General features: G+C 53.1%; 11 protein-coding genes. 4 read left to right on the top strand and 7 right to left on the bottom strand.

Annotated features, from left to right (window positions below; translation table 11 throughout):
• Nucleotides 1-64 precede the first annotated feature (64 nt).
• Entirely contained in the window at nucleotides 65-1330 is a 1266-nt protein-coding gene (locus tag K1Y77_RS03705; RefSeq protein ID WP_030069731.1) for an inorganic phosphate transporter, read from the bottom strand.
• Nucleotides 1331-1339: 9 nt separating this feature from the next.
• Nucleotides 1340-2020: a TIGR00153 family protein gene (locus K1Y77_RS03700; protein ID WP_030069729.1), complete on the bottom strand. Its 681-nt coding sequence runs from the start codon at nucleotides 2018-2020 to the stop codon at nucleotides 1340-1342.
• Between the two features lie 136 nt (nucleotides 2021-2156).
• On the opposite strand from K1Y77_RS03700, the gene K1Y77_RS03695 reads away from it, so the two are divergent.
• Both K1Y77_RS03695 and K1Y77_RS03690 read left to right on the top strand, forming a co-directional pair.
• Nucleotides 2157-3065: a CYTH domain-containing protein gene (locus tag K1Y77_RS03695; protein WP_264430397.1), complete on the top strand. Its 909-nt coding sequence runs from the start codon at nucleotides 2157-2159 to the stop codon at nucleotides 3063-3065.
• Between the two features lie 29 nt (nucleotides 3066-3094).
• Nucleotides 3095-3991 (top strand): ion transporter, encoded by an 897-nt coding sequence (locus K1Y77_RS03690; protein WP_030069725.1) that lies wholly within the window; start codon nucleotides 3095-3097, stop codon nucleotides 3989-3991.
• Nucleotides 3992-4138: 147 nt separating this feature from the next.
• On the opposite strand, the gene K1Y77_RS03685 is transcribed toward K1Y77_RS03690, so the two are convergent.
• On the bottom strand, nucleotides 4139-4762 hold the full coding sequence (locus tag K1Y77_RS03685; RefSeq protein ID WP_030069723.1) for an L-threonylcarbamoyladenylate synthase: 624 nt from the start codon (nucleotides 4760-4762) through the stop codon (nucleotides 4139-4141).
• A gap of 63 nt (nucleotides 4763-4825) precedes the next feature.
• Entirely contained in the window at nucleotides 4826-5788 is a 963-nt protein-coding gene (locus K1Y77_RS03680) for a PHP domain-containing protein (protein WP_264430394.1), read from the bottom strand.
• Nucleotides 5789-5966: 178 nt separating this feature from the next.
• Between K1Y77_RS03680 and K1Y77_RS03675 the strand changes: the two genes are divergently transcribed.
• Both K1Y77_RS03675 and mnmC read left to right on the top strand, forming a co-directional pair.
• Nucleotides 5967-6266 (top strand): YciI family protein, encoded by a 300-nt coding sequence (locus tag K1Y77_RS03675; protein WP_030069719.1) that lies wholly within the window; start codon nucleotides 5967-5969, stop codon nucleotides 6264-6266.
• A gap of 170 nt (nucleotides 6267-6436) precedes the next feature.
• Nucleotides 6437-8449: a bifunctional tRNA (5-methylaminomethyl-2-thiouridine)(34)-methyltransferase MnmD/FAD-dependent 5-carboxymethylaminomethyl-2-thiouridine(34) oxidoreductase MnmC gene (gene mnmC, locus K1Y77_RS03670; RefSeq protein WP_030069717.1), complete on the top strand. Its 2013-nt coding sequence runs from the start codon at nucleotides 6437-6439 to the stop codon at nucleotides 8447-8449.
• Here mnmC and K1Y77_RS03665 read toward each other — a convergent pair.
• The 3 genes from K1Y77_RS03665 to K1Y77_RS03655 form a co-directional block, all read right to left on the bottom strand.
• Nucleotides 8443-8715, bottom strand: a complete 273-nt coding sequence (locus K1Y77_RS03665) for a YheU family protein (RefSeq protein ID WP_030069715.1) — start codon at nucleotides 8713-8715, stop codon at nucleotides 8443-8445. The genes mnmC and K1Y77_RS03665 overlap by 7 nt on opposite strands.
• A 10-nt stretch (nucleotides 8716-8725) precedes the next feature.
• Nucleotides 8726-10789 (bottom strand): NAD-dependent DNA ligase LigA, encoded by a 2064-nt coding sequence (ligA, locus tag K1Y77_RS03660; RefSeq protein ID WP_264018757.1) that lies wholly within the window; start codon nucleotides 10787-10789, stop codon nucleotides 8726-8728.
• A gap of 87 nt (nucleotides 10790-10876) precedes the next feature.
• Entirely contained in the window at nucleotides 10877-12853 is a 1977-nt protein-coding gene (locus K1Y77_RS03655; protein ID WP_264430389.1) for a cell division protein ZipA, read from the bottom strand.
• Between the last annotated feature and the right edge of the window lie 65 nt (nucleotides 12854-12918).

Here is a 12918-nt window from a genome sequence, read left to right as displayed (position 1 = left end):
CCGCTGCGTTATCGACCTAAACTAGCATCGAGCAAGGGCGTACTATGGCGGATTTACTTCCGCATTAACCAAACATGCCTTTAAACATAAAGAAGAACAGGATAGCCAAGCCAGCGCCTGCAGGCAAAGTGATCAACCATGACATCGCAATCGTACCGATAACACGCAGATTAAGTGCCGCCATACCGCGTGCTAGCCCCACACCCAAGATCGCCCCTACCAGCGTATGGGTGGTTGAAATCGGCAAGCCAGTACCCGATGCCAGTACTACCGTAGTCGCGGCAGCCAGTGTAGCGGCAAAGCCACGGCTTGGCGTAAGCTCAGTAATGCCAGTACCTACGGTGGCAATCACTTTATGGCCGTAAGTAACAAGGCCGACCACAATGCCGCCGCCACCCAGCACCAGCACCCACCAAGGCACAAGCGCCGCGCTATCAATAACGCCTTCACTACGCACAACGCTAATGACTGCTGCCAGTGGGCCTACAGCGTTGGCAACATCGTTAGAACCATGGGCGAACGCCATCGCACAGGCCGTAAAGATCATTAGTACGCCGAACACCCGTTCAACGTTGGCGTAGCCAAAGTGATCGCTGGTGTTCTGAACGTATTTAACACGGCGTTCCATGATCACACCGAGCGCCATAATGATGATACCAATGACAACAGAAAGCAGCAGGCTTTGACCAAAGCTTAGGTCCAAACCAATGTGCTTTAAGCCCTTGGTCAGGGTGACCATCGCAACGATAAAGCCGACCAAAAAGATATACCCTGGTACATAACGCTTTGCAGCGCTGAAGGGGTCTTTATTTTCAAAAATAAGATGATGCACCGACTTAAACAGTACAAAGCCGATCGTACCTGCAAGCAGCGGTGAAATAAGCCAGCTAGATGCAATTTGACCTACCTTGCCCCAGGCAACCGCTTCTACACCAAGGCCTACCGCGCCAAAACCAACAATAGCGCCTACGATAGAGTGGGTAGTAGACACTGGCCAGCCACGCGCCGATGCAATCATTAGCCAGATAGCAGCTGCCAGCAGCGCGGAAAGCATGCCGTAAACCAATAGCTGAGGGTTATCTGCTAACAATACGGGGTCAAGCATCCCGCCTCGAATGGTTGCGGTCACTTCGCCACCCGCTAACCAAGCACCTAAAAACTCAAAGACAACCGCAATAATAATGGCTTGTTTGATGGTGATAGCCTTCGACCCTACCGAAGTCCCCATCGCATTGGCTACATCGTTAGCACCAACGCCCCAAGCCATAAAAAAGCCAAACACACAGGCCAGGATAATGAAGATTTCACTGTTCTGGACAATAATCTGCATGGAATTTCCTTAGCGGGCGGTCAAAATCTGTAGGCGGCTGCCCACGCGTTCGGCGCGATCGGATAGCTCACCAACCCAATCGATAATCTTGTAAAGAAAGATCACGTCGACCGGTGGAAGCTGATTCTCAAGCGCAAACAACTGTCGCCGAATGGTGATCTGTTGATCGTCAGCTTGGTGTTCAAGGGTGTGCAGCTCGCGGATCATCTTTTGCATGACATCAGACACATTGCGCCCAAAACCGGACTCAAGTAGGTCTTTCAGCTCTTCTAACGCCTGACGCGCCTGAGCCACGCAAGCTACGCTGGTTCGCATATAATCGCGCATGGGGTCAGCCAGCTCATCGGGCACGCGCATTTTACGGCCAAGCATAATGCCAGTAATGTCGCGCACCTTATTGGCGATCTTGTCTTGCACACTGATAAGGTCGAGCAAATCAGAACGCGAGACGGGAAGGAACATCGTGTTAGGCAGATTAAGCCGTAGCTCTGTTTTTAGCGTGTCGGCGTCATGCTCTAAGCGAGTGACGTTTTCACGCAGTTCAGATGCAGTGTCCCAGTCGCCAGCAAGCGATGCTTCAAAAAACGGCAACAATTGGTCGGCACATTCATTGGCCTTGACGATGTGGGCCAGCAATGGCTGGAATGGCGAGCGGCCAAACATCGCAGAAAAAGGATTGGGGGTAACCATATAGCCTTTAGCCTGTTTTCGGGGAGCCTGGAAATGGCGGGCGCCAGTATAAAGAGTGCGCCAGCCGCCGTCATGAAAAGTTCATAATGTCATCAAAATTTAACTGAAACGTCACGATAAAAAGGTGGCTAATGTCATGAAAAATTCAACTGCTTTTTCATCGCCTATTTCTGAACCAACAGAAATCGAGCTTAAACTTGCCCTTGCCCCCGCCCAGCGGAACGCGTTGCTGAGTCACTACGTGCTAGCCACATCACCCCAACAGCAGCACCTTGCGAACACCTATTTCGATACACCAGCAGGGGATATGGCAAAAGCACGAATTGCTGTGCGCCTACGCCAAATAGATGATCGCGTGCTACAAACGGTAAAAACCGCTGGTAAAGGTGGCGGTGGCCTTTCCACCCGACAAGAGTGGGAGTGGCAAGTCCCTGGTGCGCAGCTTGACCAACGTGGTTTGGCTGCCCTGCCGCCTTTTGAAGGTTCATTAAGCACAGCGATATCAGCGCTACGCCCTGCGCTGCGCACCGACTTTACTCGGCGCAGCTGGCAAATCGACTGGCTAGACAGCCACATCGAGCTAGTGCTAGACGAAGGGGAGATTGTCAGCGGTGGCGCTCAAGCCACTATTTGTGAGGTTGAGCTGGAATTAAAAGCGGGGGTTCCAGAGGCGCTTTGGTCGCTGGCCTTGGTGCTTGCAGAAAGCGTGCCGCTGCGTCCTTCGGATACCAGCAAAGCGGCGCGTGGAAATGCGTTAGGCGCGCAGCAGTGGTTACTACCTGAGGCTGACACACCGGCTCAGTGGCTGCACAGGGCCACGATGGCGCTGGATGCCTATCACGACAGTGGGCTTGCACAGCATCTAACCATCACACAACAGGCGTTAGCCACGCTGGCCGCCCACCCACAGCTGAATGAAAACGCCCGCAGCGATGCTTATACCCTGACCACGGCACTGACGGACAACGGGCAACCAACGCCCGCTTACGGCGTTGCTGCGTTAGCGTTGGCGCATCGCTTCGCCTATCAAACCACGCTACGCTAGAAACATTTAGCCCACTTTAGGATGACGCGATGAGTTTTCAATTAACTCCCGGTGCAGAAGGACTTCGCACGCGACTTTTTCATATTATTTTTGAGTCCGATACGCCGGGGGCCAAAGCCTTTGATATTGCGCTAATTATCGCCATCTTAATGAGCGTGGCTGTCATTTTGCTAGACAGCGTAGACAGTTATTCCGAGCGTTACGGACACATTTTTCTCTATGTAGAGTGGGTATTTACGCTGCTATTTACGATTGAACTAGCGGTGAGGATTTACTGCCTAGAGCGCCCTTTCTTATACTTGAAAAGCTTTTACGGCATTGTTGACCTGCTAGCCATTTTGCCTACTTGGCTCGTACTGCTTGTACCCGGCGCTCACGGGCTCGTCATTGTTCGTATTCTGCGTGTCTTACGCATCTTTCGTATTCTGCGTTTAATGGAGTTTGTTGGGGAAGCACATCTGCTCATCAGTGCACTCAAACGCAGCCTACGCCAAATTTTGTTGTTTTTTAGCAGCATTATGATGGTGGTGATGCTATTTGCGGCGCTGATGTACACCATCGAGTCGCCGGAAGCAGGCTTTACCAGCATACCGATGTCAATGTACTGGGCAATCGTCAGCATGACCACGGTGGGCTATGGCGACATTGTGCCTGCCACCTCAGTCGGCAAGACCATCACGGTGATCTTGATGCTGCTCGGGTACTCGATTATCGCAGTGCCGACCGGAGTATTTTCCGCCCAGGTTATCCGCTCTATCCGCGAAGACCGCTACTCAGAAGAAGCTTGCCCCGGCTGTGGCCACGACCACCATGAAAAACGCGCCCGCTATTGTCTACGCTGTGGCACATGGCTGGATGAAGAAACAGAAGACCCACGCAAGAAATCAGCGAAAACGGGGGAAGACGACGAAAGCCTAAAACAGTAAAGCACTTACAAGCTGCAAAGCACTTACAAACAACAAAGCACTTACACGAAGCAAACATCGCTTTAGCTAGAAAACGTCTATTAACTGGCTAAAGCGATTTCTTTATGCATGTTGAAGCCACTTTCATGACCGGGGTTCTAAACAGCGTTAAGACTCAAACGGCGAAATATCGCCACGCCCTTCCCGTATGATTTTGGGTGGCAGTTCGCGTAGATCAATTACACTGGTGGGATCAAGGTGACAGGCTCCGCCATCGATAATGGCATCAAGATGTGCCCCAAAGCGGTCGCGGATCTCTTCAGGGTCGCTCATTGGCAAGGTATCGCCTACTGGAATCAACGTCACGCTCATCAGAGGCTCACCCAGCGCAGCAAGCAACGCATGGGTAATGCGGTGGTCGGGCACGCGTACGCCAATAGAACGGCGCTTCGGGTGCAGTAACAGCCGCGGCACTTCGGTGGTGGCATCTAAAATAAAGGTATAAGGCCCTGGGGTGTGAGCCTTGAGCAACCTAAATACGGCGTTATCCACTTTAGCGTAAGTGCCAATCTCGGAAAGATCCGAACACATCAGTGTGAAATTGTGTTTATCGTCTAACGAGCGCAGCCACTTGATCTTTTCAATGGCCTTTTTTTCACCCAAGTGACAGCCCAGTGCATAGCCTGAATCCGTTGGGTACGCGACCACTCCACCTTTACGGATGATATCGATGGCTTGATCAATCAAGCGTTTCTGTGGGTTTTCGGGGTGAATCTGAAAATATTGACTCATCACTTGCTCCTGCCCGTGGGCACATCGTTGTCCATTTAGTTTCAAGGTTAGCCGATATGCGCTTTAAGACCCAGGGCCTAACATGCCACTGGGTGCATCGCGTAAATGAATTAAGCGCGAATGCTGCCAAATTGGCGGCGCAGCAGTGCGTGGTATGACACTCATACTGCCGGGGGCGGCATGGCTGCCAGGAAAATGAAAATCGCTGCCCATAGAGGCGTATAAGTTGCGTTCGACCAATTGCCGAGCCAGATCACGGGTGCTATCAGGGTTTTGCTGTCCGCTCACCAGCTCAGCGCTTTGCCCGCCTGCAGCTTGAAAGGCATCCATCAGCAAACCTCGCTTGCGCCGGGTAAGCCCATAGCGCAACGGGTGCGCCAGCACCGCCACGCCGCCAGAGGCAACCACCCAGGCCACTGCTTCACTGATTTCTGGCCAGTGGGCTTTTACATCGCCTTTTTTACCACTGCCTAAATAGCGCTTAAACGCGCCAGCCCAGTCAGCAACCACACCTTCGGCGACCAGCGCGCGGGCAAAATCGGGTCTGCCTAAGGGGCGGTCGCTGCCTGCCTGGGCGCGTGCCTTTTCTAGCGCGTTTGGTAAGCCCATTTTTTCTAATCGCTCAGCGATCACCTCAGCGCGTTGGATACGTGCTTCGCGCTGCTGCTTAAGCCCCTCTACCAGAGGCCCTTGCAAGCCGCCGGGCATAAGCGCCACAACGTGAATATTGATCCCTTGCCAACGCGTAGATAACTCGCAGCCAGGTATCAAGCATAAGCCTGCCTGCTCTGCTGCCGCACTTGCCTCGTCAACACCATCCATAGTGTCATGGTCAGTCAGCGACATGTGGGTAAGGCCACGCTCAGCACATAGCTTTACTAGCGCAGTAGGGGTTAGTGCGCCGTCTGACGCGGTAGAGTGCATGTGTAAATCCACCGAGTATCGCTGGTCGACATCAAACACCGGAGGCAGAGCGTTTGCAGGAAGATAGTTCGCAGGAAGATCGTTCGCAGGAAGTAAGGGCATAAGCATGACGCCATGTGGCGAGTTTGTCAGAATAGGAAGGTGTGAATAAAAATGGTGTGAACAAACAGGCATCCTGTTTCCCTTTCACGGTCTACAGGCGCTCGCCATGGTGCGCGCTTACAAGGGCGCGGTCAATTCGACACTGGACAACCGCCCCAGCACTCAAGGAGTTATCCCCATGCTTTACGCTATTATCAGTGAAGATGTATCCAACAGCTTGGAGCGCCGATTGGCGGCACGCCCGGATCACCTTGCTCGTCTGGAAAAGCTGCGTGATGAAGGCCGCTTGGTTCTGGCAGGGCCTCACCCGGCTATAGATACCGATAACCCAGGCGATGCGGGCTTTAGCGGCAGCTTGGTCGTTGCCGAATTTGAAAGCCTTGATGCCGCGCAAGCATGGGCAGACGCGGATCCATACATCATTGCAGGGGTCTATGCCAAGGTAATTGTTAAGCCGTTTAAAAAAGTTATGCCTTGACCGATTGAGGCGAGTGTGAGGAGTCCGCCTTCTTTTTCACAGAGCCTGTGGAAAACTCTGTGAAAACTCGGCGGACGCTTTTCTCTAGGCCAGAGATAATGCCCGCATCAACAAGTTGATCATTTTTTAACCAATTTATATCACTCATTTTCACACCATGGGATATCCGCGTGACCCAACGCTCCACTGACCTGCCTCCGCTCTTGGCATTAAGCGCCCCTTCACTCACTTGGGACGAGACGTCGCCCCATTCAGACGCTTTCGACGATGTGTATTTTTCTAGGGAAGATGGCCGGGCTGAAACCGAGCACGTTTTCCTGGGGGCGAATCACCTCCCCGAGCGCTTTGCGAATTGGCAACACCACCGCGCGTTTGTGATTGGCGAAACAGGCTTTGGCACCGGACTTAATATGCTGTGCGCATGGGCCTGTTTTGAACAGCACGCACAGAGTACTGCGCGCCTGCATTTGTTATCCACCGAGAAATACCCTCTTGATCGGACGTCTCTTGAGCGCGCGTTAAACGCCTGGCCTTCTTTGGCGCACTACGCACAGGTGCTATGCGCCCAGTGGCCAGAACCAGTCAGCGGTATTCATCGTCTTCATCTCAGCGACCGAGTAACCCTCGACCTGCACTTTGGCGATACAACCGAACGGTTGAACCTGTTAGACGGCCAAGTCGACGCCTGGTTTTTAGATGGCTTCGCGCCTGCTAAAAACCCAGCAATGTGGCAGCCTGAACTATTCGACGCTATGGCCGCGCGCTCTCGCCCTGGGGCCACCTTTGCCACATTTACCTGCGCAGGTGTCGTTAAACGAGGATTAAAAGCAGCGGGGTTTAGCTGGCAAAAGGTGCCTGGATTTGGGCGGAAGCGGGAAATGTTAGCAGGCTATATCGACACACCGCCTAAAGACACTCGCCGCCAATCAACGCCTTGGTTTATGCCACCTACGGACAAGCCTGCTAACCATGTGGTCGTTATTGGGGCGGGCATGGCCGGTTGCAGCGTAGCAGCGGCGTTGGCCAAGCGCGGGATTAAGGTAACGGTCATTGAACGCGATGCTCCTGGCGCAGGTGGCTCCGGTAATCGCCAGGGAGCGCTGTATGTAAAGCTAGCAGCGGAAACGAATCACCAGAGTCGGTTCTATTTATCAGGGCTTCTCTACAGCCAGCGCTGGCTTAGCCAGCAGGCGTTCACCTCACCACAGGAAACGCCGCTGTGGCAGCCGTGTGGCGTGGTACAACTGGCGTTAAGTGACAAGGAGGCTACTCGCCAGCAGCGCTTTATGGCACGCCACCCACTGCCAGAAGCGGTGGTATCTGCGCAAAGCGAGACACTTAGTGAGCTGGTGGGTCTTCCCATCACTGCGGGTCATGGACTGTTTTATCCCCAGGCAGGCTGGGTGCGCCCCAAACTACTCTGCAAACACCTGCTACAGCATGCGAATATCACCTTGCACCACGGGGAAGTAGCCAATCTACAGCCCCACGACAGCGCATGGCAGGTTGAATTGGCCAGCAGTGAAACGCTGACCGCTGATCACGTTGTGGTGGCCAATGCGTCGTTAGCTAACCGCTTTGAACAAACGGCAGCGCTTCCATTACAACAAGTTCGCGGCCAGGTAAGCGAAATGAAGCTTCCTGAGGGAGTTCAAGGCCCGCAACGTGTGGTATGCGCGGGCGGCTATGTGTCGCCGCCAGTGGAAGGCGTGCTGACGTTTGGGGCCAGCTTTATGCCTAATAACGCCACGAGCGACGTTACAACAGCAGATCATCAGCGCAATATTGATGAATTACGCCAAACACTGCCTGAATGGGTCGCAACACTTGAGACTGCGGGCGTGGCGCTGAGCCCTGACACGCTAGCAGGTCGTGCTGCAGTAAGGGCAGCCAGCCCTGACAAAAGCCCCTACGCCGGGCCAGTACCCCATGCCGACGCATGGCAACAGGATTACGTGGCGCTGCAAAAAGATGCTTCTAACGTGCCTGATACCCAAGGTGAGCACCATTCAGGGCTGTGGATATCGACCGCTCACGGCTCTCGGGGACTTTCCAGTGCTCCGCTCTGCGCCGAAGTCATTGCCTCACGACTATGTGATGACCCTATGCCGCTAGAGCTAACGTTAGTGGACCATTTACATCCAGGACGACGAATTATCAGTGCACTAATACGCGCTCAGTAATCGCCCTCTTCCTCATCGTCGGCAAGATCTCGCCCAAAGGAGCGCCACTGGGCGAGGGTCATCACTTCGGTCATTTCCAATTCTAGGTCGTGAGCAATAATCAACTCGTGACGCTCAAGCTGCTGTTTAAGCTCGGCTACCCAGCCATTCATACCTGCGCCAGTATCAGTGGTGTCATACCCCTGACGAGTCACAAATGCTTCAAGCAACGCATCCAGCGTTTCCGGCGGTAGTAGTCGCGCGGGCACTTCTATAAAACGGCTCATATAAAACGGCTCATTCACTCTGCTCCCAGGCAGCTAGACGCTCGATAAAGGTGGCTTCATCGATCACTTCAACGCCCAGTTGCTCTGCTTTGGTTAACTTACTGCCTGCGGCCTCGCCTGCCACAAGACAGGTGGTTTTCTTGGAAACACTGCCTGCCACTTTAGCGCCTAGTGCTTGTAACCGCGCTTTTCCTTCATCGCGGGTCATACTGTCCATCGTACCAGTGAGCACCCAGGTTTGACCTGCTAAGGGCGTTGGGCCTTGCGTTACTTCACTCTCCTGCCAAGTGATACCTGCATCAAGTAAGGCTTTCAGCGTTTCTAGGTTATGGGGCTGACGAAAAAAGGTGTGAACATGAGCGGCGACAATCGGGCCAACATCATTAACCGCTTCCAGCGCTGTTTGATCAGCTTCTTGCAGGGTCTGCAGAGTACCAAAGTGGCTGGCTAAGTTTGCCGCTGTGGCTTCGCCTACTTCCCGAATACCCAAGGCGTAAATGAAGCGTGCCAGCGTGGTGTGCTTGGCCTTATCCAAGGCATTTACTAAGTTGGCCGAGGACTTTTCACCCATGCGTGGCAACTCCTGAAGCTGCTCAGCGGATAGGTGAAATAAGTCCGCCGGTGTTTTCACCCAGTCCAGGTCCACCAGCTGTTCAATCAGCTTTTCACCCAATCCATCCACATCTAACGCTTTACGACTGGCGAAATGCTTCAGGGCCTCTTTGCGCTGTGCGGCACAATAAAGCCCACCCGAGCAGCGAGCGACCGCCTCACCTGCCAGCCGTTCAATATCTGAACCGCACACCGGACAGTGGTCGGGAAAAATAATTTCTCGCGCCTCGGCCGGACGCTTTTCGATATCTACCCGCACCACCTGCGGAATCACGTCACCTGCACGCCGGATGGCCACCGTATCGCCAATCATCACACCTAAGCGAGTGATCTCATCAGCATTATGCAGCGTAGCGTTCGATACCGTCACACCGGCAACAGTGACCGGCGCTAGCCTAGCAACCGGGGTAATTGCACCGGTACGGCCTACCTGAAATTCCACATCGTTTAGCGTTGTGACTTCTTCCTGGGCAGGAAACTTAAACGCTACCGCCCAGCGTGGCGCGCGCGCGACAAAGCCAAGTTCTCGCTGCTGGCGTAGGTCGTTTACTTTAATCACGACGCCATCAATGTCGTAACCCAACTGGTCGCGCTTTTCACCCAGCCGCTCGCAGTAATCGGCTACCAACTCAGGGCCATTGACAGTCCGAAGTTCGGCGCTTGCGCGAAAGCCCCACGCTTTGAGCTTTTCCATTTGCTGGCTATGGGTTGTCATTGCGTCATTGCTAAGCGCGCCGTCACCCAAATGCATCATATCGATGCGGGCAACTTGATAAGCATGAAACTCTAATGGGCGAGTTGCGGTAATTCGCGGATCAAGCTGACGTAGGCTGCCAGCCGCCGCATTACGCGGGTTAGCGAATACTTTGCTGCCTTCTTCCCTGGCTCGATCATTGAGCGCTTCAAAACCCGCGTGGCGCATAATGACTTCGCCACGTACTTCTAACAGCGCTGGAATGCTGTCACCCATTAGCTTTAACGGAACAGACCGTAAGGTTCGCAAATTCGATGTAATACCTTCCCCCGTACGGCCATCGCCACGGGTCGCGCCACTAACCAGTACGCCCTGCTCGTACACTAGCGAGACTGCAGCACCGTCGAGCTTCGGCTCACAGCTAAATTCAATCTCCCCAGCCTCACACTCCAAGCGTTCAGCAACACGCTCGGCAAACGCCGTAATGTCGTCACGGCTAAAAGCGTTATCTAACGACAGCATCGGAATCGCATGAGCAACTTCAGGAAACCCTTCTGCTGGCGCGGCCCCTACCCGCTGAGTAGGGGAATCAGGTGACACTACCTCAGGGTATTCAGATTCCAGCTGCTTCAACCGCTGCAGCTTGCGGTCATAATCTGCATCGGTCAGCTTTGGCTCGTCCAACACGTAGTAGCGGTAGTTTGCATCATCCAGGTCAGCGCGCAGCTGACTAATCTCTTCTAGCAGTATGGTTTCAGGCTGACTCATTCAATTGTTCCGGCATACAAAAACAGGTGTTTAGTAACAAAAACACCCGCCTTCTTAGGGAAGGCGGGTGTTAACGTAATGTGCTGCTTAACGCGCTTGAAGTTGACGATGCAGACGATGACGACGCTCAAACTCATGAACACGCTGTCTTGCGAATTCAATGGTTTGTGCCGTCATTACGCTACGGTTCTCATCTTTAAGCTCGCCACCCATATGGCGTACGACCACCATCGCCGTTTCAACCATGGCTTCAAACGCTGCTGAGCTATCTTCAGCACCCGGTAGTGGCATCAAGAACGTAATACCAGGGGTTACAAACTCATCCATTTCTTCAATCGGGAACGTACCTGGTTTAAGGACATTCACCATTGAAAACTGTAGTTCGCTGTCGAAACTTTCAGTTTCAAAACGATGGAAAACCCCCATTTCACGGCTATAACGAAGGCCACAGGCCATGATTAGCTCAAGCAGCTTTCCGCCATCAAACCCTTCAGGTTCCCGCGAAAGCACACTAATTACGACCATTTCAGCAGCGTCAGTTAGCGTATCTCGGGCTCGCTCGCTATTAACATCGTGACGTAACGCTTTTTCTAATGTGGGATGCGTACGAACAACATTATCCCGATACCCTATTTCAGGTGCGTCATCGTCGTAGCCAACTTCATAGTTATCACCATCGTGGTAACTATCATCGTAACTATCGTCGTAAACGTCGCGAGTAGAGACTGTCGGTTCACTATGTTGTGCCGCTTCACGTTCCGCAGCGGCAGCCATTGCAGCCGCCTCTCGCGCTTCTGCTTGCTCTTGGGCAATACGGGCTTTTTCGGCGTCTGCCGCTTCTTTGGCTTCACGACGCTGTTGCGCTTCAAGCGCCTTACGTTCAGCTTCAAGCGCTTTGCGTTCAGCTTTTTGCTTAGCGAGAGCTTCCGCACGTTTAGCTTTTTCGGCTTTCTTACGCGCTTTTTCTTTACGGCGCTCAATTAAGCGACGTTTAAAGGAGCGTCCAATGCCTTCGAAGTCGACTAAGCGGTATTCATCAACCTCATCATCGTCTAACTCTCTCTCTTCACCAGCAGTGTCTGAACGGAGCTGGCGTCGCTTAGGCACGCCAGACGCATGATGTGCTGCATCTTCCGGTTCGACTCTTAGCGTTGGCTCTGCTTGCTCTTCGCTTAGCTCCGCCGTTGGCGCGGTTTTTACTGCTGTTTCTTCAGCACTCATCGAACTCATCGAGGAGTTGTTTACTTCCTCTGACACCGTCTCTTCAGACATTTGAGGATCAGTAGTTACTGTTTCTTGTGGGGATGCTGCCTGTTTTTTCTCAGCATTAGCCACTTGGTCACCGGCATCCAGCGGCGAATTCTCGGCCCGTTCAGATGTTGGCTGCGTTTCACTATTATCAGCGCTAGAGACATTATCGGCGCTAGAGATACCCGAGCCAGAGCTATCAGAATTAGAAGCGTCCGTGAAAGCTGATGTGTGTGCTTTCTGAGGCTCGGCATTAACATTAGGGGTTTCGTCGGCCATAAATACGCTCGGCTCCCGGCGTTCAGGTTCAGCAACAGCAGACAAGCCCAGCGTGTGCTCGACCGAAGCGTTATCTAACTGAACAGATGAATGTTTCGCCGACGTGGAGTGCCCGACAGTAGACGGCTGCTCGTGTTTGAGAGGCTCATTTTTACGCGGCTCGTTTTTACGAGACCAAGAGAAATGTGCATTAGCTTTTGACTTAGCTGAGCTGGCAGAATTTGAAAAAGAACGGCGAAAATCAGACAGCACCCTGGATGGCCCTGGATGCTCCTGGCGCTCTAGCTTGGGTTTTTGACCAAGATTACTATAATCAGCAGGCTTAATAACTCGGGCTCCGCCGTTGGGCAGCTCCCAGTTTATTTCAGCTTCTTTGATCTCATCATTAAATTCTTCGATCTTAGCTGCTGGTAAATCGTTGACTGCTTGATCCAGACGGGGCACACGACGTTGGCGCTGGAGCCTGCGCACACCATCAACCACAATTAGCGATACCAGTGCCAGTCCTAGAATGATTAACCACTCTCTTAGTTCCATGTCGAGCATTCCATGGGTCAATATACCGGTTGCAAAAGTGCGATGCCTGACGGCGTAACATGTCC

Origin of the sequence: Halomonas qaidamensis, assembly GCF_025917315.1 — a bacterium.
Taxonomy (GTDB): Bacteria; Pseudomonadota; Gammaproteobacteria; order Pseudomonadales; family Halomonadaceae; genus Vreelandella; species Vreelandella qaidamensis.
This window is presented reverse-complemented; position numbering and strand designations above follow the sequence as displayed.